This window comes from Alteromonas sp. AO-Serp (assembly GCF_017849675.1).
GTDB classification, from domain to species: domain Bacteria; phylum Pseudomonadota; class Gammaproteobacteria; order Enterobacterales; family Alteromonadaceae; genus Alteromonas; species Alteromonas macleodii.
The window spans coordinates 1-23,065 of record NZ_JAFLMX010000353.1 but is presented as its reverse complement, the minus strand read 5'-3'; the positions used below and the strand labels follow the sequence as shown (position 1 = coordinate 23,065).

Annotated in this window: 20 protein-coding genes; 10 read left to right on the top strand and 10 right to left on the bottom strand. The window is 43.4% G+C overall.

What is annotated here, in order from left to right:
- A partial coding sequence (locus tag QVA83_RS22115) for an exodeoxyribonuclease V subunit gamma (protein ID WP_287498970.1) occupies positions 1-1,240 on the bottom strand: 1,240 nt, incomplete at its 3' end.
- Positions 1,241-1,877: 637 nt separating this feature from the next.
- Here QVA83_RS22115 and QVA83_RS22110 point away from each other — a divergent pair.
- Entirely contained in the window at positions 1,878-2,531 is a 654-nt protein-coding gene (locus QVA83_RS22110) for a dUTP diphosphatase (protein ID WP_069944491.1), read from the top strand.
- A 159-nt stretch (positions 2,532-2,690) separates the two neighbouring features.
- Here the strand turns inward: QVA83_RS22110 and QVA83_RS22105 are convergent, their stop codons facing one another.
- From QVA83_RS22105 to QVA83_RS22075, 7 genes are all read right to left on the bottom strand, one after another.
- A complete protein-coding gene (locus tag QVA83_RS22105) occupies positions 2,691-4,370 on the bottom strand; it encodes an AMP-binding protein (RefSeq protein ID WP_287498969.1) in 1,680 nt (559 codons plus the stop codon).
- 221 nt (positions 4,371-4,591) lie between these two features.
- Positions 4,592-8,764, bottom strand: coding sequence for an EAL domain-containing protein (locus QVA83_RS22100; RefSeq protein ID WP_156079120.1), 4,173 nt, complete (start codon positions 8,762-8,764; stop codon positions 4,592-4,594).
- A 216-nt stretch (positions 8,765-8,980) separates the two neighbouring features.
- Positions 8,981-10,369, bottom strand: coding sequence for a ribonuclease J (locus QVA83_RS22095; protein ID WP_156078491.1), 1,389 nt, complete (start codon positions 10,367-10,369; stop codon positions 8,981-8,983).
- Between the two features lie 68 nt (positions 10,370-10,437).
- Complete coding sequence (locus QVA83_RS22090) at positions 10,438-10,671, bottom strand: DUF2789 domain-containing protein (RefSeq protein ID WP_014949810.1); 234 nt, start codon at positions 10,669-10,671, stop codon at positions 10,438-10,440.
- A 123-nt stretch (positions 10,672-10,794) separates the two neighbouring features.
- The gene (locus QVA83_RS22085; protein WP_156078492.1) at positions 10,795-11,145 is read right to left on the bottom strand and encodes a DUF2750 domain-containing protein; all 351 of its coding nucleotides are present in this window, start codon (positions 11,143-11,145) and stop codon (positions 10,795-10,797) included.
- Between the two features lie 72 nt (positions 11,146-11,217).
- The gene (locus tag QVA83_RS22080; protein WP_049587635.1) at positions 11,218-12,048 is read right to left on the bottom strand and encodes a LysR family transcriptional regulator; all 831 of its coding nucleotides are present in this window, start codon (positions 12,046-12,048) and stop codon (positions 11,218-11,220) included.
- A gap of 126 nt (positions 12,049-12,174) precedes the next feature.
- Complete coding sequence (locus QVA83_RS22075; RefSeq protein WP_168463489.1) at positions 12,175-12,342, bottom strand: hypothetical protein; 168 nt, start codon at positions 12,340-12,342, stop codon at positions 12,175-12,177.
- 399 nt (positions 12,343-12,741) lie between these two features.
- Between QVA83_RS22075 and QVA83_RS22070 the strand changes: the two genes are divergently transcribed.
- Complete coding sequence (locus QVA83_RS22070) at positions 12,742-13,098, top strand: MaoP family protein (protein ID WP_049587633.1); 357 nt, start codon at positions 12,742-12,744, stop codon at positions 13,096-13,098.
- A gap of 192 nt (positions 13,099-13,290) precedes the next feature.
- Positions 13,291-14,040: a PRC-barrel domain-containing protein gene (locus QVA83_RS22065; protein WP_049587631.1), complete on the top strand. Its 750-nt coding sequence runs from the start codon at positions 13,291-13,293 to the stop codon at positions 14,038-14,040.
- A 96-nt stretch (positions 14,041-14,136) separates the two neighbouring features.
- On the opposite strand, the gene QVA83_RS22060 is transcribed toward QVA83_RS22065, so the two are convergent.
- Positions 14,137-14,448 carry an ArsR/SmtB family transcription factor gene (locus QVA83_RS22060; RefSeq protein WP_053103822.1) on the bottom strand — a complete coding sequence of 104 codons (312 nt, stop codon included), beginning with the start codon at positions 14,446-14,448 and terminating at the stop codon, positions 14,137-14,139.
- 184 nt (positions 14,449-14,632) lie between these two features.
- Here QVA83_RS22060 and QVA83_RS22055 point away from each other — a divergent pair, with 184 nt between their 5' ends.
- Positions 14,633-14,977 (top strand): rhodanese-like domain-containing protein, encoded by a 345-nt coding sequence (locus tag QVA83_RS22055; RefSeq protein ID WP_049587629.1) that lies wholly within the window; start codon positions 14,633-14,635, stop codon positions 14,975-14,977.
- 62 nt (positions 14,978-15,039) lie between these two features.
- The gene (locus QVA83_RS22050; RefSeq protein WP_049587627.1) at positions 15,040-15,963 is read left to right on the top strand and encodes a LysR family transcriptional regulator; all 924 of its coding nucleotides are present in this window, start codon (positions 15,040-15,042) and stop codon (positions 15,961-15,963) included.
- An 8-nt stretch (positions 15,964-15,971) separates the two neighbouring features.
- On the opposite strand, the gene QVA83_RS22045 is transcribed toward QVA83_RS22050, so the two are convergent.
- Positions 15,972-16,577 carry an exopolysaccharide biosynthesis protein gene (locus QVA83_RS22045; RefSeq protein WP_156078493.1) on the bottom strand — a complete coding sequence of 202 codons (606 nt, stop codon included), beginning with the start codon at positions 16,575-16,577 and terminating at the stop codon, positions 15,972-15,974.
- A 543-nt stretch (positions 16,578-17,120) separates the two neighbouring features.
- Here QVA83_RS22045 and QVA83_RS22040 point away from each other — a divergent pair.
- From QVA83_RS22040 to QVA83_RS22020, 5 genes are all read left to right on the top strand, one after another.
- Positions 17,121-18,452 carry a sigma-54-dependent transcriptional regulator gene (locus tag QVA83_RS22040; RefSeq protein WP_014949820.1) on the top strand — a complete coding sequence of 444 codons (1,332 nt, stop codon included), beginning with the start codon at positions 17,121-17,123 and terminating at the stop codon, positions 18,450-18,452.
- A gap of 16 nt (positions 18,453-18,468) precedes the next feature.
- Positions 18,469-18,693, top strand: coding sequence for a hypothetical protein (locus tag QVA83_RS22035; RefSeq protein ID WP_049587624.1), 225 nt, complete (start codon positions 18,469-18,471; stop codon positions 18,691-18,693).
- Between the two features lie 4 nt (positions 18,694-18,697).
- Entirely contained in the window at positions 18,698-20,212 is a 1,515-nt protein-coding gene (locus tag QVA83_RS22030) for a sensor histidine kinase (RefSeq protein WP_156078494.1), read from the top strand.
- On the top strand, positions 20,202-20,654 hold the full coding sequence (locus QVA83_RS22025; RefSeq protein WP_014949823.1) for a response regulator: 453 nt from the start codon (positions 20,202-20,204) through the stop codon (positions 20,652-20,654). The genes QVA83_RS22030 and QVA83_RS22025 overlap by 11 nt, the downstream gene beginning before the upstream one ends.
- A gap of 88 nt (positions 20,655-20,742) precedes the next feature.
- Positions 20,743-22,827 (top strand): response regulator, encoded by a 2,085-nt coding sequence (locus tag QVA83_RS22020; RefSeq protein WP_014949824.1) that lies wholly within the window; start codon positions 20,743-20,745, stop codon positions 22,825-22,827.
- Positions 22,828-23,065: the final 238 nt, after the last annotated feature.

Below are 23,065 nucleotides of genomic sequence, written 5' to 3'. Positions count from 1 at the left end.
CCTTAGTACCTACTCTGTGAAATACAGCATCAACAAATGGCGCGTAGTTTTCGATGGCGGGGCACATCACAAGAATATCTGATGGGGTGCGCGTTTTATCTTGAGATAACCAATGTAGTAGGTGGTCGTGTAACACTTGCACTTCGCGAAGTGCGGAATGGGTGCACATGATAGTAACGCTATCGTCTTTTTCTTTTAAATCAAGAGTAAGTGGCTTAGGTTGAGCAGCCTGCAAGATATCGTTGTGAATATATTCGAGTAGACCATAACGGTGAACGTTCTCACCACTGGTAGAAGCCTCTTCAAAATCTGGTGAATCAAACGCTCTAATCTCAAAGGTATCCAGTTCGGTGAGTAAGTTGAATAGCTCTCTACCCTGCTTACCTAAGTTTCCAAGCAGCGGGTTTGACTGATCTTCTTCCATCCATTTTTTAAGGCCTTCTAAACGCAATAATTTCGCCTGTTCGCTACTGCTTTTCGCTTCACCCCAATAATTAACGCTTGGATTTAAGTGAAATATATGAATATCGATGTGCTGCGCGAGGGCGTCAAAAAACGCGATCAGCTGCGGGGCCATAGTGTTAATGGCAAACACTATCACACGAGTAGGCAACTTATTCGCTGGACCATTTGGTAAATGGCCAGCTTCCAACGCCTCTAAGGTCATTTGATGCAAACGTGCAGGATGCAGCGGTTGCTCTTTGACCAATATGCGCCAAATTTCGCTTTGCCATATCTCCATGTCATCAAATACAGCGCGTTCGTTCGCTTCCCATTTAAACAACCAGTCTGGGCGGTACAACAAGTATTGCTCGTACACGTCGGCCAGAGCGGTAGCTAGCTGAAGGCGCTGTAACCCTTGCTCTTGTTCACTACCGGCGCTCTGCCAATACCGGTTAACTTGCTCAAAAGCTTCTGTACTCATTAGCGAGCTATCTTGGAGAATATTGTCGATACGCCATGTCAGTACTTCACGACGATAGGGAGATTGCTTGGGTACTTTGTCTTGTCCTAATACAGTACGTGCTGTATTCCACATAAAGCGCACTGGTAAAGGATAATCAATATTCATTGCCACGCCGTGTTCAGTGGCAAGCTGCATACTGACCCAGTGCTGCATACCCGGGCTTTCAACCAAGATGGTTTCTGGTGTAAACACACCCATGGGCTGCTGACGTAAAAGCGTGGTGAGAAGAAAACTTAAGTGTTCTAATTTATTAGAGGGATATAGCGCAAGCAATCGAAAAATCCTTTGTAGAACGTGCTTTTAGATACTGTGCAAAGACTGTACAGGTATCGTCGACCTTATAATTTAGTGTATCGCATTGTGCTCAGTAGTTAAGTTATTTCTCCAAAATTTAGATAAGCAAATGTCTTATGATAATAAAACAAATATTGGGGGGGCATGGCGAAAACAATATCCGGAGAGTTCTTAGCGAAGTAATAGAGAGATCTGGCGCAGTAAATGAGTACAAAGAAGCGTGTGTGGGCGATTTTCAGACAAAAAAAACCCACACAGACCTCAGGACACGAAAAATCTGTATGGGTAAGGTTTACGGTCTACTCAGTAACAACGTGAATAAGCGTTGCCTGGCACTCATTCACGTTAGCGCTACTGAGCAGCACTGTTAACGATTTATGTTTTGCAGGTTGAATGCCAACTTTTTAAACCTTAAATATCAACAACTTAAACAAAAACAGAAAACATGACCAATAAGTCATGGTTTTACCGTGGTGCAAGTGCACCACAAGCAAGCAGACATTAAAGAAAGCGCTTTACTCTCGCCGTCGTAAATTTAGCAGTTTCTCCCGAAGCGTCATTCAAGTACAATTTCGCCTTTACGAAACGCAACACAATTTCACGGTCAGGAGCAACAATGTTAACCGCGCAACAACTCGCCACTATGCTTTCTCTTCAGGATAAAATGAACGCCAAAGTAAACCCAGACTGGCTAAATGCTGGTTACGGATACTTACGTGCAGCAATGGTAGAGTCAGTTGAAGCAATTGAGCATCACGGCTGGAAATGGTGGAAAGCACAGCAAAAAGACTTGCCACAGCTTCAAATGGAATTGGTGGATATCTGGCACTTTGCACTAAGTGCCTGCATTATTGAATATAAAGGCGATATCGCTGAATCTGCAAAAAGTATTGCTTCTGAATTAGCAAGTGGCAACACCTTAGTGACTTTTGATGGCAAAGACTATGACGCGTCAAATTTGTCGCTTCTTGATAATTTAGAGCTCATGACGGGCCTTTGCGCCGCTAAACGCTTTAGCGTGCCACTATTCATGTTCATCGTAAGCCAGTGTGAAATGTCAGCTGACGAACTGTATCGTCAGTACGTAGGTAAAAATGTGCTCAATTTTTTCCGCCAAGATAACGGCTATAAAGAAGGCACTTACGTAAAAGTGTGGGAAGGTCGTGAAGACAACGAGCACCTGGTAGAAGTAATGGATGCCCTAGATTTAACGAAGCCAGAGTTTAGCGACTTAGTGTATGAAGGGTTACGCTCTCGCTACCCTTCTTAAAGCGACCATTGCGTTTCGTTTGACGCGATGTAGCGTCGCTGTAGTACTTATAGCCCAACACAGTTTCAACGCTTATTGCGTCTCCTTCCGATAACAAAAAGCTCTGTCATAGACAGAGCTTTTTTAATTATTGCCAAAGCAAAGGACTCAACGACGATTTTACGCGTCAACCCAAACTAATTTGTCGCTATAGCTACCTTGGATAATATCAACAAAGCGGTCTTCTAAAACATGACGCTTTACTTTAAGCGTCGGAGTCAGCAAGTCGTTTTCGATGCTCCATTCGTTTTTCATAATGATAACGCGATCCATAACTTGATGGCTTTCCAGTTTTGCGTTGATAGCTTCGAATGTTTTCTTAAGGCTTGCTTCAATGCCCGCTTTGTCTTTTTTCTGCGCTTCTTCACTAAGCACTAGCAAAGCCACAGGTTGAGGCAAATTAGTCCCCGTTACACACACTTGCTCTACAATAGGGTTTTCCATGAATTTTGCTTCAATCGGCGCTGGCGTAACATACTTACCCTTCGCGGTTTTAAAGATGTCTTTTAAACGACCAGTAATTTTAACGTAGCCATCAGCATCAATGACCCCTTTATCGCCAGTGCGCAGATAACCATCCTCAGTAAAGACTTCAGCCGTCTTTTGTGGTTCCAAGTAGTATTCCAGCATATTGCACGGCGACTTAACTTGAATCTCACCTTCTTCTGACGTGCGGATGTCTACGCCGTCGTATGGCTTGCCGATACAGCCGATTTTATCATGACGGAAAGGTACACTGCCGGTGCCATAAGCACTGTTCTCGGTCATTCCCCACCCCTCAGAAATGTAGATACCAATTTTCGCGAACCATTCAATGACTGCTGGTGCAAGTGGCGCCGAACCGCTTGCCCACAAACGTGCGTTATTAATGCCCAAGCCATCGCGAATTTTCTTCGCAACAATTTTGTTCAAAATTGGAATTTTAAGCAGCGTATCCAGTTTCTTCTGCGGCATTTTCGCTAACACGCCCATCTGAAACTTTGTCCATAAACGCGGTACCGAAATAAATAGCGTTGGCTGACAGTGACCTACATCCCGTTGGAAGGTAGTTAAATCTTCTACAAAGTGAATTTTGCCACCACTGTAGTAGCTTGAAAGCTCGACCAGTACACGCTCTGTAATATGCGCAAGTGGTAAGTAGCTCATTGTGCGATCGTTTTGGTTAATACCCAACTGATCGAGCGAGCGACGCGCTGCCCAACAAGCCGTATTGTAACTGTGCACCACCCCTTTAGGCTGACCGGTACTGCCAGACGTATAAATGATTGTCATCAAATCATCCATATTAGGTACAGGCGAGTCTGTTATGGGCGCGATATCCATAAACGCTTTCCACTGCAGCTTAGTAGCAATGTTTGGATAAGGAAAGGCAACCGTTAAATATTCTGAAGGAATAGAGGCAACTTGTTCTGCAGTATTATCTAGTTTTCCAACGAATAATAGCTGTACGTCAGCATGTTTCAATACATACTGGACCGTGTCTGGACCGGCTGTTGAGAAAATAGGTACCGACACGTGACCTGCCATCATAATGCCCAGATCAGCGATAAACCACTCAGCACAGTTTTTTGAAAAGATACCTATACGGCTGCCTTGCGGGAAATCGAATTCACGTAACCGTGCTGCCACTTTTCTGGCTTGTTCGGCGACTTGTTTCCATGTGTAGTCGTGATATTCACCGTTAATAGGCTGCGTAAGAAATACGTCGTTCCCACGGCTTTGTTCCCAGTGGTACAACATACTTAATGGCGATGTTATTACTTCCGTGGTATTTGCGTTTGCTGTCATGTCTAGCGGCATAAGTCACTCATATGTTGTTATAATGTAGCTCATTTTTACAATGATTTCACAGACTTCTAATAAGCCCTATTTTTTATTGAAAAACAAGCTTTTTAAACAAGCGTTTACATTCTATGCGACGAATAACAAGGCTTTAGAGGCTAAATTTAGTTTTCTTATAGATTTGGCTTTTGAATCTTTATGGTCTTATCTGTTAGAAAAACGTGGTAAATATCGACGTTTTACCACGCTTTAAATAACAGCGGTGCAACTTCCTCGGCGGTACAAGGCTTGGCGTAGAAATAGCCCTGGTGGAAATAACACGCTTTTCCAATCAATTCTTCCGCTTGCGCTTTTGTTTCAACGCCTTCCGCAACACAACTCATATTCAAGTTATTCGCTAACGTAATGGTTGTTGTTACCAGCGCTTCGTTTGCATTACCCGGCGCCATTTCGTTAACGAAGCTCTTGTCGATTTTTAATACCGACAACGGATAACGCTTTAAATAGCTTAAAGACGAGTAACCTGTACCAAAATCGTCAAGGGCTAATACAAAGCCTTCTTTCACAAACCGATTAATCTGTCTTAACGCATTATCACTGTCATCCATCAATACGCCTTCGGTAATCTCGAATCGAAACGCTTCTTTGGGTAGGTTGAACTCATCAAGCAGGGTTAGCACACCGGTTAAGTCGAATTCGGTTTTGAAGTGAAGTGCAGATAGGTTAATAGAAACAAACCCCGTGAAGCCCTGGCTATACCAGGACGACAAATCCTCTGCCGCTCTTCGCATTGCCTGTCGTGTAACTTCTATTATGTACTTCAATTCTTCAAGTACCGGAATGAACTGATCGGGGAAAAGAGGCTCGTTATCCAGTTTTCCTCGCAGCAGTAACTCAACCCCAATAGTGGTATTGGTTCTGGCATCTATAATTGGCTGGTAGTGATTGAAGAAACAGTCATCTGAATAGGCCCGCTTTACTTTATTCTCAAGCTGTAAACGCGTTTTGGCACGTTCATTCATGTCTGTCGTAAAGTAGGTAAAGCCGCTTAATGCGTCCTTCTTCGCCGTATACATAGCCACATCAGCCTGCTTGATAAGCTCAGCAGGCTCAGAGGCGTCTTCGGGATAAAACGCCACACCAATACTGCACGAGACACGAAGCACTTCCTCTGCTAACGATATAGGCGTTTCTACCGATTCAATGATTTGTGCCACGAATGAGCTCAAGTCGTCACTGGCATTAACTTCCTCAACAACAATAACGAATTCATCGCCGCCCAATCGCGCAACGGTGCCCGACTCAGCCACAAGGTTTCGCATTCGGTTGGCTACAATGCGCAGCAGTTTGTCACCGTAATCATGCCCAAGTGAGTCGTTAATGCCTTTAAATCTATCCAAGTCAACAAACATCACCGCCACACGATGCTCATGATGACGGGCAAGCCCAATAGCGTGCTCCAGTCTGTCTAGCAGCAATGTTCTGTTGACCAAGCCTGTTAAGCTGTCGTAGGTCGCGATTTTCAGAAGTTTGCGCTCAGCATTTTTTTGTTCTGTGATGTCGGAAATAACAATCAGGTAATGCTCTGCAGTATTACTTTCCCCACTTACCGCTGTTATATCAATAAGCACGTCGTAGCGCTTGCCATCAGCACCATCGATCACGGCCTCGTCTTTCCAAAAATCCCCTCCCTGCATATCAGGTAATTTGCCAGACAGGTGTCTATTCAACGTTGGGTAACGCAAATAAAGTCGTGCCAACTGCTTGGGTAACGGCTCTTTATTATTAAAGCCGAACACCTGTTCAAAAGCTGGGTTCGCGGCAACTAAACGCTTTTCTTTATCAAAAATTAAAACCCAGTCTCGAGTTTGTCTAAAAGCGTCACTGAATAGCGTTACCTGCTGCTGAGCTTTTTGTAGTCTAAACAGTTGGCGTTGACGAGAGAGTAAATATGCTACGAATAAACTTACGATGAGCGCTGCGTAAATAGTATATGCAAGCGGTGAACGCAGAGGCGCATGTGGCATATAAAGCGTAATTTCAGCCGGTAGCACGTTATAGTCGAAACTACCTGGCGTGGGGGCAACAGAAAAAACGTAGTCACCCGGTTCTATGTTGGTAAAGGTTATTTTTGCATCGTCAGTCACGCCTTCTGTAACGACGCGATCACCGTTCAACAGCTTGTAGTAGTACTTTACTTTTCCTATGCCTGACATCGCTAATGACGAAAAATGGATTGTTAACCCATAATCTTCGTAATCGAGATCGAAATGATGTCCACTTAGGTTTTTAAGCGGCTGATTAAGCACCCTATTATCTACGGCAACTTCCGTTATAGCAGTTTGCTTACTCAGCAAACTTCTTCCAACTTCCAAGCTTTCCAATTGCGATGCAGAGAAAACCACAGCGCCGCTCGTCGAACCGTAAGCCAGTCGACCGTCCTTAAGCTTAAGCGAAGCCCCCTGGTTAAACTCAGAAACACTTAGCTCGCGTCCGTAAATAAAGTTCTTGATTTGGCCGGTAGACGGATTGTAATTGTGTAACCCTTTGTGCGAACTAAACCAGATATTGCCTGCTTCGTCTTTTTGCAGCCCGTAAACAATGTTTGATAATAAAATATTCGATTCATTTAGGTTGTACAACGGCTCAAACGTGTCTGCGTCTATACCAACCAACCCTACGCCACTGTATGCAAGCCACAGCACTCCCATATCGTCGATAACCCACGACGATATGGAGCGATCTCGGCCACGCTGTAGCTCTGAGAATCGATAGACCAATTCATGCTGAAACGTCTCTGGGTCGATTAACCACAAACCACCTTCGGTAGCAAAAAATAATCGATCATTGTGGTAATGAGACTGCCCCAAGAAACCCAATGAAAAATTTATGTCAAAAACACGAGGATCCAGCTCTAAAGAAGAAATTTCTTTTTTGTCCACGTCATACTTTAAAAAACCTTCGTTGCCAATAAAGTACAAATCTCCTTTATCTGAAAGCATCATTCCCGCGCCATACGCATCAAATACGGTGTCATCGCCACCTTTTAATACCTCTGGCCGGTTAGCCTCCCCTGTTTCCATATCAAACAACCGTATTCCGTTGTACGTATTGAGAAACAATTCGCCACTTTGCGTTGGAACAATTTTGTTTACGGCGCCTTCGCCGATAATCGCTCTTTGACTTTTTGAATACAGATACTTCTCAGACTTTTTTGTCGTGAAATCATAGTGATTAAGCCCGTTTTCTGTACCTATCCATATTTTATTAGGTTCAGTCTCGGCAAACGACCACACCACATGGCTAGTCAAAACGCTAGCCTCACCGGCTCGTTCATTCTGGATAGCAAAAATATCCGCACTTTTCACACCGAAATACAGTGCACCAGCATAGACTGAACTTAACCAGAGGTTGTCAGATTCATCTTTGGCAATGGCGATAATTTTTTTGTTTGAAATTTCGGTGAAACCGTTATGCGGTTCTAAGATGTGTTCGTATTCCCAACCACCTGCTTTTTTACTCAGCTGATATAGCCCTTTATTAGTGCCCATCCAAAAAGCGTCGTCTTTGTACTGAACCAACGTCCACACGTTTCTGTCAGATAGAACCTGTGTAAAGACATGTTCTTTTTCGCCCTGTACCTGCTTGAGAAAGTCTTGTTTCTGAGCAACAAATACGCCCGAAACCGTTGAAATCCACACCCTGTCCTTATCGTCTAAAAGTAGAAACTTTGCATTGGCGTTATCGAGGTTTTCGGGAATATCACCCAGGTAATCAAGTCGACGTAAAGACTGTTCTAAATTGTTGATATTTTTGACGTACACCCCCGATGTAGTGGCTACCAGTAAGGTGTCTTCAACGGTGATTGCCGCCCGGATGCTTTGGCTGTTACCCAACAGCGGCTCAGGGAGCTTTGCTATTCGCTCAAGGGTTTTAGTTTGCGTGTTAAATTTATGCACTTCTTCTGCCAGTGCAATGATAAGGTGCGTGTCATCTTGCCAATGAAAGGTTTCTGCATGTTGCACAAAACCTTCAAAGTCGTGGTAGTACGTTGGCTCTAATTGCACCACATCTTGAGTGGCCAAATCGAGATAATAAACCCCTCTGCCGTACACGCTAAACCACAACGCTTCAGTACCTTGAAGGGCAAGTCGATAAATGGATGAGTCGATAAGAGAATTGTCTGGACCTGCTATTCGTTTAGTTCTAACTCCATCCCAACGAACCAAACCACCTTCTGTGGCTATCCACACAAAGCCATCTTCGTTTATAACAATGTCGTTGACGATATCTTGCGGAAGGCCATTTTTGGTCGATAAAGACTGAAAGACGGGATTAGACAGTCGCGGCGAGGCCACCGCTTGTAGGCTTACAACTAAAAACAGCAGTAAAAAATAGTTGAAATATCTCATCAAAAATGGATCGCACGTTTTAAATTTTTATTATAAGCCCAAGTGTAACAGAATGTTTTAAACTTGGGCAGCTTCTAAAATGAGGTTTTAAAAAACGTAAAGGACACATCTATCGCATTGATAAATAAAAATTAATTTTTCTAAAGCGTACAATATGAACAAAAGCAAAAGGCGCGTCCGACTAAATACACTTAGGGCTATTTCAATATTTTTATTTTACGCTTGCTGTACAGGAATGCGACCAACTGGAACAACCTGTCTGCGAATGCTTGGCTGTGGCGCTAGCCTGTACAAATCACCGTTCTGCCCTACATAGGTCTTTTTAATACCGCACGCTTTAGCAATATTTGCATGTGCTTGAAGGTGTTGATGCTCCCCGTGAACCGGAATAGCAATGTTCGGTTTAACCCAATGATACATGAGCTTTAATTCTTCTTCACAGGGGTGACCGCTGGCATGAATTGGCAGCGTGCTATCTTCACTGTGAATAACCGTTACTCCCTTTGCCTGCAGCGCTTTACTTAATCGGTCTACACTCTCTTCATTTCCGGGAATAACTATCGAAGAAAATAGCACAGTATCCCCTTTGTCTAAGCTAAGGTAAGGGTGAGTGTCTTTTGCAAAACGCGCCAGTGCGGTATTTTTCTCGCCCTGGCTGCCTGTCGCTACGGCTAAAACTTCATGGGGGGGAAGATAACCTAAATGCTGGGGATCGGACACAGGCAAATCGTCCGGCCAAATGCCCTGTTGCTTGGCAATGCCGTACATGTTCATTAACGAACGACCGTACAGCGCCATGTAGCGCTTAGTTTTCTTGGCGACTTTAGCCAGCGAAATTAGCCGTGCTATATTGCTACCAAAGCAACCTACCACCGCTCTCCCCTTTAACGGCGCGATAGTGCTTAATAGGCCGTCGTAACAATTTCTCTCAGAAATTGAAAAGCCCGGTTTTGTTGCATTGGTAGAGTCTCCAACCATGGCAAGAATATTCTCACTGCCTAGTCGCTTGTAAAGGCTAACGTCAAAAGGTAAACCTGTTATGGGGTTAGCATCAATTTTCCAGTCTGCTGTATGCAATACTGTGCCTACTGGTGTATTGATTTTTAGTGCGAAGGGTTCTGGAAGAGAATGAGTAATGGCAAGCCAGTTAACGCTAAAAGACCCAATTTTCTTAGTATCGCCTGCGTCGACTTCAATAATGGCAATTCGGTTAGCCAATTTACTTCTTGCAAGCTTTCGCCTTAACACTTCGGCGGTAAAAGACGTAGTATAAATTGGCTTTTGGAAACGTTCCCAAAGGTAAGGAATTGCGCCTACATGATCTTCATGGGCGTGGGTAATGACAATGCCAGCCAGTGCTTCTTTTTGTTTAGCAATAAATGAGGGGTCCGGAGCCACAACGCGATGCGTAGTGGCTTTGAACGTATTCTGGTTAGACGCTTGGCTGACGCCTTTGTAGGCAGGTGTGAGAGGCTCATCAAAGGAAACACCACAGTCAACCATTAACCATTGACCATCGTGACCATACAAATTGAGGTTCATCCCAATTTCGCCCGTTCCGCCTAACGGAAGAAACCACAAATCATCAGAAGATGGGTGCAACAAAACGGCTATTACCTTCTCTCAGAGCATTGAATATTAGTTTGACGTTAAAATCTTTGAGCGCAGAGTCATCATTCGTGCAATTCAGCATTAAGTTGGTCTATCACTTCGGCCCACGCAGCGTCTTCAACAATGGCATCTTTCAAAAATGCAGACTGACTTTCATTCCAATAAGGCGCTTCATGAAGATGTTGGCTCTTATTCAGCCCTCGATGTGTTTCAAAAAATTCAGCAATTTCTTCATCTGAACTTCCTAAACCGAGTTGGCTAAATAGACTATTCATTGTGGGTTGCTCAGTAAACATAACGCCTCCTTGGGTTACTAATTAAGGGCATAATAAACGCCAGATACGTTGTACCCAACTAACGTTTTTATGCCCATTTGCTTAGTGGATAATTACCCTTTGTCTTCCCCTTGAGATCACATCTTAAAGGTTGTCAGCGAACTCTTCTGGCGTAATCACCTCTCCTTCTTCAGCAGGTACAGGACATACAATGACCATTAATTCATCTTGCGTCATGCCCGGCACCCACTTAGTCAAAAACTCTTCGGTGCTTAATTCCATCGCTTCACAGTGTGCCCAGTCTTCGGTTGCCCACAAGAGTGCTAACTCAGCATCAGGCCAAACCGGAACACCATCTTCTTCATCAGTAGTTAGCATTACACAGCCGTGCTCATCTTTAAGAATGAAGAGTTTCTCTTCCGCTTTAATTGTTGCAAGGCTTGCTTCTAGTCGTTGAAATGCATTTTTTTCCAATAAAGGATGTAATTGTGACATAAGTTTCTCTCTTTAATTCTGCGACTCACATGCCTTTAAATTAGGCACAGTGGGTAAATTTAATGGCAGCGGTTAACACGCTTTAGACACGCTTTCTATTATCTCTGCTAGACCCACTCGTCTGACTTGCTTCATGCTGTGCATATACACCTTAAACGATACGTTTTCTAACATTTCAATTCTGGTCACTTTCACACTACCGGGTAACTGACTCTCAACGTTGGTCGGTAATACGGCAATACCACCTTCGCTCTGTAAATTGTTGAGCGCAAGATTCAACGAATTGGTTCTTAGCTTTGCATCGCGAAGTTGAGGGTAAGCAGTAAGCAACCAGTCTCTTGCCTTAGTTCCCCAATCAATAGCCACAAAATCTGCTGCATCAATAGTCTCAGACGCTTGTCCAATTCTATATAGCGCCAAATCCTGCTCTAGCAATACATCACTATTTACTTCTTCAGATTTCAACGGTTCCGTGGAGAATGATAAGTCCGTCACCCTTTCGTGCAATTGTCGCGAAAGGGTATCTAACGTAAGAACTTCAGCCTTTACTGACCAATCGGGAAACGAGTTGTGTAGGTGACTGAGCATCTGAGGCAATAACAGCTCGCTCGCAAGCTGTGTTGCGCCGCAAACAACATATTCAGAGGATTGAATTTGGAGCTCTTGTTTTGCTTCGTTTAGCGTTGCGCATAATTGCCTAGCGTAAGGCAGAAGTTTCTCACCAGATTGAGTGAGCTGTATACTGTTGCGTTGCCTAATAAAAAGCGTGGTATGAAAATACTCTTCAAGTAGCTTTATGCGTGCACTGACTGCAGATTGAGTAAGGTAAAGGTTTTCAGCCGCTTTACCAAAGTGACGAGTTTTTGCCACCTCTATAAAGGTGGTGAGAAAGCGTATATCCATGCTTATTGTACAACCGAATCAAAGTGGGTCTAAATTGACACAGATAGTACGGCAAGTAAACACAAAAGCACAGAAGCGCACCGCTATAAACGGTACGCTTTATTAAAATTTCACCAACTCGCTGAATTAATACTCTTCTTGGTGCAGGCGACGCTGTTTGTCACGGCGTTGCAGGTCACGCTTCTGCTTTTCCTTTACAGTACTTTGACGTTTGGAACTTGGCTTTTTAGCGTGAAAATCTTCCTCTTCTACCGAGTCCCATTCATCACGCTGGTAACGATAGTCTTTACTCATTGACTTCTCTGGGTTGTTAACACACTTCAATTATTATCTTAAGTGACAAAATAGAAAACGAATTTTAATCATCGTAGCGACAAGAATTTTTGATTATTCTCATCAGTGATTTTCATAGACTTTTAACGTCCAACTCATTTACGCTCGTGTAATAGCGATACCCGTTGCAGGGCCAATAAATAGATACTTACATTTCACTTTAATTTCAAAAACTTAGACACATCATACTTGAGGTTATCACCTCGTACTTTCTGTATACTTTTCTAACGTAATCTAAAATTTAGTGTTAGATTTTATACCGTTAAAAATTTTTTATTGATAAGAGAAAAATCTTTTGTTTTATCTTCGTTTTTAATTATCTTAAAAGTGCGCTGAACAAAACATTACGTTGGGTACAACATGAAAAGTTTAGCTATTCGACAATCTGCAAAACCTTATATTGACCGTCAGAAGTTTCCATACGGTTTTCGTAAATCAGGTGACTTCAGTATTACTGAAGCCGATCTTCTAACCCACTACGGCAAAACACTGCTAGGACTTGAAAATGGCGAGTTGTCGCCTGAAAGTGATGATGAGAGACATTTCGTCGAATTCGTTACAGGTAAAGTTGAAGCTAGCAATAACCTAGAAAAAGCCTGGGCGAAATACGTCAGATTAGCAAGGGGCAAAAAGCACTTCTACACCCTTCACAGCAGTGCGAGTAACCAGTCAGACTATGATGAAGATTACTCTGATGAAGAATTCGATGTAGCATAATGCTACAGCATTACTAAAAAGCTCGCTCCGGCGAGCTTTTTTGTTATTGAACAAATGATCTCAATCAACTTCAGACAAGAACAAAATGAAGAAACATTAAGGACTGTCTACACTTAGTAGTAATACAGAGTGATGTGCAGTGAATTGTGCATTTCATTCTGAAAAACGAGCCCATGCAAAGGAGGCGCAACGATGATCATTAGTTCAAAACAGCTTACTCACTTTTCTATACATGCCCTTGATGACAAAGTGGGCGGCATCCGCGATATCCTTTTCGACGACGAAACCTTCACTGTTCGCTACTTGGTCGCAGATACCAATACTTGGCTACCGCTTAGCCGCAAAGTGGTAATATCACCTATATCTGTCAAACAGCTAGATGAAGATAGTGAGTCTGTTCATATCAATATGACAGTTGATACATTGAAAAACAGCCCCTCTATTGACGAACATAAGCCTGTGTCACGTGAATACGAAGAAAACCTCTTCAAATATTTTGGTTACGGATACTATTGGATTGGTCCAGGAGCATGGGGAGAGTTCGCACATCCAAATGAACTGGTCGAATTACAACGCGCTGAAGAGTCTGAAACTGAAACCCCGAAAAAAAGCACCAACCACCTAAGAGCAGTGGGCGAAGTTGGTGGATATGAAGTAGCTACAACCACAGATAACGTGGGCCACATCAGTAACTTCGTCATTGACACCGAGAGCTGGAAGATAATCATGCTAGTGGTAGATACCAACAACTGGCTTCCGGGTGGTAAACATCTCGCACTTCTACCTAGCGATATTGAAAGTATCGACTGGGCGGCGCACAGCGTAGTAGTGAATTTAAGTCACGACGAATTGGTTGATAGACCTGAAGTGGAAAGTGAAAAAATATCTGAAGAAGGCTATGTGCCTATGCTTTGCGAGCAATTGAACAAAAACGGAAATTAATAACCGAAAAGTGTCATTGATGGTAATTTTTAGTTAGGAATTTTACAATGTCCGTTGTTGAAGGCGGACATTGTAGCTTAGGATGCAAAAAGAAGATTATTCGCAGAAAAATTCGTACATCAAAGCAATTAAGCGCTTGACGCGCTCGTCTGCTAAGCGGTAGTAAATAGTTTGACCTTGCCTTCTTGTGGCCACCATCTTTGATTCTCGCAATAAAGCAAGGTGCTGAGAAATCACTGGCTGCGAGACGCTAACAACTTCGAGAAGTTCGGTTACCGATTTTTCCTCTTTCAGCAACGAACAAAGCACCATAAGGCGTGTTTTATTCGCGAATTGCTTAAGGAAGATCTCGGCTTCCGCAGCGTGTTCCATTATATCATCTGAACCTATTACCATATCCTCGGACATAAGCACTCTCTATCTGTAAAGTATTTCGGCACCAATTTAGCCATTTACTATACTAAAGTATAAGGCATTTTGCCGACCTGCCAATTTATGCGACGAATCGCCGTATTTTACATTGTTTTATTACGCTGACATCAATATATTAGATTTTACTTATTTCAACTAAGTTTAGGCAAAAAGGAAAAATATGCTTATAGACATGAAGACTCGAATAGAAAACATAGACGTGAACTTACGCACTGTATCTGCGGAGCAAGCGGCCAGTGAGTGCCGAATCAATAGCGGTATATTGATTGATGTACGAGAGAGTGCCGAAGTTGCCAATCAGCCCGTACCTTCTGCGCTTCACATACCACGCGGCGTGCTCGAAATGAAGGCACTGGAACAGTTTAAAGATGCTTCAGCGCCACTTTATATTCACTGTGCGTCGGGCGTTCGAGCAAAACTAGCTGCAGAGCAACTTATAAAGATGGGCTATGAGAACGTTTCGGTTGTGACATGCCCTGTACCCACGATAAATCAAGCAAACTAGAAATGACTTCTTAACCACGCGTATGCTATAAGTAGCGTTAATTAAGAGTTTTAAGGCGCTTTATGCTGAAATCTACGTTAGAACAATGGCGAATGTTCAAAGCCGTCGTCGATGCAGGCGGCTTTAATCAAGCTGCTACTGAAGTTCACAAAAGTCAATCGAGCGTTCACCACGCGGTTCAAAAGCTTGAAAACGCCATTGGAGTGTCATTGTTTGAGAATATTGGACGTAAAGTCCAGCTTTCGCCGCAAGGTGAACTTATGTATCGCCGTGCCTCTTTTTTGCTTAGCGAAGCGCACAAGCTCGAGGCCGTTGCCAATAGTCTTAAATCTGGCACAGAAACAACTTTACGCATAGCGGTGGATATTATTTTCCCGTCTGAATTGCTTTATAACGTGCTAGCGAAAGTTTCTGCTGAGTTCCCGCTCCTTCGTATCGAGATAGAAGAAACTGTACTCAGTGGCGCAAATTCACTTTTGAGCAATGGTAAAGTTGATTTAGGCATCTCTCCTTTCGCGTTTTCTAATGGCTTTAGCGAAGACTTGTGCGAAATTGAATTTGCAGCTGTCGCTCACGCCGACCATCCATTGCACCAATTGGATAGAACGCTCACACTGGAAGACTTAAAGGCTTATCGTCAAATTGTGGTAAGGGATTCATCCGCGGAGCGTAAAGCTGATGTGGGCTGGTTAGGTGCAGAGCAGCGCTGGACCGTAAGCCACGTTAGAACGTCATTAGATATTATTACTCAGGGATTGGGTTTTGCGTGGCTGCCTATCGCAATAATTAAAGATGAGCTAGAAGACGGTACACTCGTTCCCCTTCCCCTCGATAATAATGCAGCGTTGCGTAAGGCGCTCCTTTATTTGTCTTTCGAAGACGGCGATACGTTGGGACCAGCTGCCCGTGCTTTTATTGGCGAGCTACGATATCAAACAATGAACCTTCCATCGTCAGATTTTATGCTCGATTCGTGTACTGAGTAGTTAGAGCATCAACTTAGCGCGACTGCAAGGCGTTCAAACCCAAGTATAAAGCCAAATAGCGATAACGAAACACCAACTAACGCCACAGCACCGTCGTCTGTGGCCATGCCTATTGCCATAATAAAAACAGCAAAAGCGGGAATAAGCCCCATAAAGGGAATAAGCTCCAGTGGAATCATTACAAATCCGCAACCTGCACAGCACAATGCGATGAGTGATCTGAACACAGGCTGGCGCATGAAAAAACACCGAGGAACTAAAAAGCGGTCTACGCGTACTGCATACGGTTTAACCTTTTCGACAATGTAGCGAAGCTGATCGGCGTCACAGTTTAGTTGCATCACTTTTTGCGGTAACCAAGGATGCCTACGACCGAGTAAAATTTGCAACGCGATGAGTAAAATTGTCCCACCCGCTAAAGATGGGATCCCAGGGATGGCCCCAATCGGTGTGCAAGCGATAAAAGATGGCAGCGCCAACATTGGTCCAAAGCCTCTTTTCTCCATCACGTCCCAAAACTCAGCAAACTCAAACGTATCTTGTCTTGCTCGCGGCTGCATTTTCCCCAATAACTCATACAAGGTCATTGATCTTACAGCTGTTTTCCCCCACATCTTCAATTCCTTTGATATCACATTACCAGCGAATGTCGCGCTAATCAGACAGGCTCCTCGCCTAATTAATATACATTTCTTGCACCTACTCGATTTGCCATAGTGAGATTGCAAGTAACTTTAGACAGGCAAATGGTGCGAAAAATATGCCATCGATTGTATGTGACGGTGTGTTGAAGACAGGAATACTTTTTGCAAATGCCCCTGATAAGTAAAGTAAAATCACCTAATAAAACAAAGACAGATATAGACATTCTGTACTTTAGCGCGATGTGTACCGCTGATCGCAAAGAGTTGATAGATTAGAAGGTAGCGCAACCGACTATCTCTGGCATCAAGGTAAGTGTTCAAGATTTCCGGATTGCTTGAAGCGTTTAGATATTTTCCGATGCGCTTACGCTTTATCGATTTAAACCAGCGTATAAATAAACTTTAAATATGTGCTTTAGCATTCAGTTGTTAATAGCGTATGATAAAACTATAACATTGATTCTATTCCATATTTTTTCTGAATAGGAAACTAAAGAAGAGAGGGACATCCACGTGCTTACCGTACTTTTAGTTGATGACGACGCCGAGTTCACAGAAGTAGCTTGTACTATCATCGAATTTCTTGGCCACGAAGTACTTACCGCTGCCACACTCAAAGAAGCCCGCGATTGGTTAGAGAAAGAAACCTTTGACCATGTACTTCTTGATTTCATGCTACCCGATGGAAGCGGCGCGCACTTGTTCAATGAATTAGATGCACTTCCTAAGCGCCCTCGCGTTACTTTGATAACGGGTCACCCTTCTGTGAAAAGCGTGATAAAGGGTCTGTGTGGCCCCACGGTCGACTACCTTGTTAAGCCAATTCAACGGGAGGAAATAGAGGCCGTATTAAGTCAAAAGCCAAAAGAAAAAGCACCTGCACAAGAAAAAATAGAGAAACATTTTGACTTGCTGATTGGTGAATCGCCAATTATGAAAGAGCTCTACAAGCTGATTTCTAGAGTGAGTAAAACCAGCGCTAACGTAATGCTGCTTGGTGAAAGCGGTGTAGGTAAAGAAGTGGTGGCTGCCGCAATTCATCGTGCTTCAGAAAGTGAAGGTCCCTATATTGCAACCAACTGTGGTGCATTCTCAAAAGAACTAATAGGTAGCGAACTTTTCGGTCACGAAAAAGGAGCATTTACCGGCGCTGTAGGACGTAAAGAAGGTGTTTTCGAACAAGCTGAGGGCGGCACGCTCTTTTTGGACGAAATCACAGAAATGCCCATTGATATGCAGCCCAACTTACTCCGCGTTTTAGAAAACAAGGTTGTTATTCGTGTGGGCGGAACGAAGACCATCCCGGTGAGCTGCCGCGTTGTATCTGCCACGAACCGAACAATGGAAGAGATTGCGCAAAGCAAAGTACTGCGCGAAGACATCTACTTCAGACTTGCGGTGTTCCCAATCACCATTCCTCCGCTACGCGAAAGAAAGGAAGATATTCCATTACTAGCAAAAACCTTTATTGCAGAATTCAATAAAGATAATGGCTCGCAATTTAAGTGGGAAGATAGTCAACTCGATACGTTACAAGCCTACGACTGGCCCGGTAACGTGCGTGAACTAAGACACTTTGTGCATCGCGCTGCCATTATGAGCGACCCTGAAAAGAGTGAGATTGAATTACCAAAAACCATTGAGTCACCCTTCGCTCAAAAACAGAGCACGACACCGGCACTTCAAGCTGGTAGAACCATTGAAGACGTGGAAAAAGAGCTAATTTATGCCACGTTGGAAAAAGTGAATGGCAATAAGACCACCGCAGCAGAAATGCTGGGAATTAGTACAAAAACGCTTTACAACCGTCTTCATGCATATGGTGACTTAAGTAAAGACGACTAAGTAAGAGGTATTGGGCATGACTAGCGAAGAACTTTCTCGACTAAATGTTTATGTGCATGATGCACGCAAACCATTAAACAGAATATCAATGCAAGCTGAGCTAGTAAAAATGGCATTAAACGGTGACGTTCCACCTGAAAAGGCATTGGTTGCGTTGGATAAAATAATAAGCAGTGCTAAAGACTGCAGCCATACTCTTGCTGAAATGACATCAGAGTTAAGTGGCAATGTTTCGGATTAAGTAAATGATTACTAAAGTATTGTCTTCACTATACAGTTGGATAATTTTAGTTGTTCTGGTCATTATTGTAATAACTGCTAATTCATTTTACGTAGTTAGTACATTGAATGACCTATCTGCTCTGGAAGCGCGGCTGTTCACTACGAACCGTGTTATCAATGCAGTTAACCGCCTTCACGTTGCTGTACTTCGTGTGGAGTCTGGTCAGCGCGGCTATATGTTAACTGGCGATGAAGAATATCTTACCGACTACACCGAAACGTTAAGCGTAATCGGCGAATTAATGGATGAGGTAGAAGTAAGCTCCTTCTCTTCAGATATTAACGACCAGTCCATCCGCATCGAAGAACTTTTGTCTTTAACCAAAGCTAAAATCAATGAAGTCATTGAAATAGTTGAGCTGTATAAAGAAGGGAAAGAGCAACAAGCTGTCATTTTAGTGAATAGCGATAAGGGTATAAAACTCTACAAACAGTTTGAAACCTTATTTAGAGAGATCGACGGTTCAGAACGAGATATGCAAGGCACGCATTTAGCCAACTTAATGAGCCTAAGAAGGGACTCTGTTAATACGCTGATCATTTCCTCTGCAACGACTCTGCTACTGATTATTACGGTATTTTTGTTGCTCAAAATAAATTCCCGTGAGCATGAGAAATACCAAGCTGACCTAGAGTCTGTTAACGAAGATCTAGAATCTCGGATAGCAGATAGAACGCAAGAGTTAAGTGTTTATTCAGACGAATTAGCACGAAGTAATAGAGAGTTGGAAGATTTTGCCTTTGTGGCGTCACACGATCTGCAAGAACCATTAAGAAAAATTCGGGCATTTGGTAACCGCTTAGAATCGGGTTACAACGATGTGATAGACGAACGTGGCAAAGATTATCTTGCGCGCATGCTCAATGCAGCAGAGCGGATGTCCATGCTTATTTCAGATCTTCTCGCCTTTTCTCGCGTTTCCACACGAGGTAAAGAGTTTGACGACGTTAATCTAGACACCGTAGTGGATAGCATCATGGGCGATTTGGAAATCGCTATCGATGAAAAGTCTGCGCAAATACATGTTAGCGATATGCCGACTATTCGCGGTGACAAATCGCAATTAGAGCAGCTGTTTTTAAACTTAGTGTCTAACGCACTGAAATTTCAGAGCGAGGGCGTGAGGCCAGAAGTAACGATATCTGCAAGGGACGCGACGGAAGAAGAAACGAAAGACATTCTGCTTGCTGAAGAATATGACTGGACAAAAATCACCGTATCAGACAACGGTATAGGGTTCGAGCAATCGTTTGCTGAAAAAATATTTGCCCCTTTCCAACGCCTTCACGGTAGAAGTGAATACAAAGGTACGGGGATTGGGCTTGCCGTTTGTCGTCGTATTGTAGAACGGCACAACGGTCAAATAACCGCAGTTAGTTCTCCCGGAAAAGGGGCAACGTTCTCGATAATAATACCCAAAAATAGTGAACCGTTTGGTTCTAGCAACAATAATGGAGAAGCACACAATGACGCGTAAACAAACTCAGCCTATCAATATACTTATGGCGGACGATGACGAAGACGACCGCCTACTTACGGTTGACGCGCTCAAAGAGAGCCGCGTTCTAAACAATCTATTTTGTGTTGAAGATGGCGTTGAATTATTAGAGTTTCTTCGACATGAAGGTAAATATACAGATCCTGCATCGGCACCGCGACCTAGTCTTATTTTACTGGATTTAAATATGCCAAGAAAAGACGGTAGAGAGGCGCTGCAAGAACTGAAAAACGACCCCAAGCTTCGCAGTATCCCAGTGGTAATTCTCACCACCTCTAAAGAAGAGGAAGATATGCTTCGCGGTTATGATCTAGGTTGCGCATCTTACATTACAAAACCAGTGAACTTTGAAGGATTGGTTGAACTAATGCGCGCGCTCGGACGTTACTGGATAGAGTTCGTAGAATTACCACACGAGTAAACAAATAAGGGTTAGTTGAATTTTTGACAACCCAAACATGTTACTCAATAAAATTTCAAAAATACCGCATCGGTAAACGAGGTACTAGATGTCAGAGGTAATAAAAATTTTATTGGTAGAGGATGATGAAGATGATTACTTCTTAACCTCTGACTATCTAGCACAGTGCGAGTCACCTACGTTTGAGTTGACGTGGGTGACGAATAGCTTAGACGCAGTAGAGGTACTAAAGACACAAAGTTTCGACCTGTGTTTGTTAGATTACTTACTGGGTGCTGAGAACGCGATTGATGTACTGGGTGTTTTAAAATCTAACCAATTCAATTTACCCGTGGTGATACTTACCGGACAGTCGGATGCTACGGTGGATGAAATGGTCATGCGAGCAGGTGCCGCAGACTATTTACAAAAATCTGAAATTGAATCACCGCGGTTTATGCGCACGATTAGATACGCCATGGTTCGCCGTGACATCGAGAACGAGCGAATTGAGCGAAACAAAGTAGAGCAAAAGAACAAGGCCAAAGATAAGTTCCTTGCGCATTTAGGGCATGAGCTGCGCACCCCCCTCACCTCTATTCTTGGCTACACCGAACTGCTTTTAGACGATGCGAGAAACAGCCCTTTTCAACAAGAGTTATCTATTATTCACTCTAATGGCAAGCACCTGTTAAGCCTACTCAATGATTTGCTAGACATGTCGCGGATAATGGCAGAGAAACTTGAACTCAACATTAAAGAAGTGAACTTAAGCGCGTTTTTGACGGATATTCACTCATTAATGCGTTTAAATGCCAAAGACAAAGGACTAAGCCTTAACGTTGTTTCAAAAACAAAAATACCAGAGTTTATACACACAGATCCTACCCGCCTGCGTCAGGTATTATTGAACCTAATTTCAAATGCGGTGAAATTTACCGACAAGGGCAGTATCACGCTTACCATCTCTCTCGACGAGCCGTCTGAAAACGATTCGAGTCAAACACTGCTGCGGTTTTCTGTAGATGATACAGGTATCGGCATGCCGCCTGATAAGCTCATCAATATTTTTCAGCCTTTCGAACAAATAGAAGATGTGATGCGTGCCAATCATGGCGGAGCAGGACTGGGACTTGCCATTTGTAAAGAGCTTGTCACTAAATTGGGCGGCGACATTGATGTTAAGTCTCGTTTGGGAGAAGGCAGCACGTTTACATTTGATATAAACCCTGGCGATGTTTGCGAGCAGCCTCGTGTAGATCTTGAATTAGGCCAAATTCAACCTGTCGAGTCTAGTAGCATCAATTTAAACGTGACTGGACGCGTATTAATTGTTGATGACTTGCGAGAAATTCGACGCCTAACTGGCCACCTTGTGAGTCAATCTCAAGCTGACATTAGCTACGCTGAAAATGGCGTAAAAGCACTAGAAGCCGTTTTGCAGGCGGATGAACACAACCAGCCCTTCGATCTCGTTTTAATGGATATTCATATGCCAGTGATGAATGGCATAGAAGCCCTACATGCGATTAGACGACATGGGCAGGATATCCCAGTGATTGCCGTGACAGCAGCAAGCCGCAAAGGCTTAAGAGAATCGTTAATTCGCGAAGGGTTTAACGACGTAATTGGAAAGCCCATTGACCGGTTTGCACTGGCTAACTTGCTTTCGCAATACCTTCCGCCAGGTAATCACGTAACATTTACCAACGTGGAAGCCCAAGTTGCAGACATGCCAATGAACAAGCCGTATGCTCCAGAGGAAGAGACCGCTTATCGAGGGCTTGCAAACCCTGGGCAAGCAGAGCAGAAAATCCAGTCTACTGATTCAAATGGTAATTCAGATCAGCCTGCCAATAAGCACATACTTGTGATTGAAGACGATGAGGATGCGGCGGAGTTACTGCAATTGTTTCTTTCCCACTTAGGTCATACGGTCACTACTCAGTACAGCGGTGCTGAAGCATTACAGGCTGCAGAAAATCAAAGTTTCGATCACATTCTTATGGACCTTACCCTTCCCGATTATAACGGTTACGACTTAGCGAGTGAGCTCAAGCAAAAGCTACCAGATGCCATTCTTACTATTGTAAGCGGTCACGAAGCGGACTCCGAAGCGATGACAACCATAGGGATCAACAGTGCATTGCTCAAACCTGTCACCAAAGACGATTTAGCCTCGGTAGTGGGCTGAAAAGTTAATTTTATCGCTGCCAACCTGTACCGAATGTCGGAGGTTGAGCAGCGCATCATCAAGACCAAGAAAATATTACAGACGTAAGACACAACAGTGTGTGAGACTTGCAAATAAGCACCTCACTCAACAATAGAAAAATAAAAATAAGCCATATAAAACAGTAAGATAATAGTTTGGTATACCAGTTGCAGCTATCTATGTGAACCCAAAATATTAAGGAGAGTATTATGGCTAC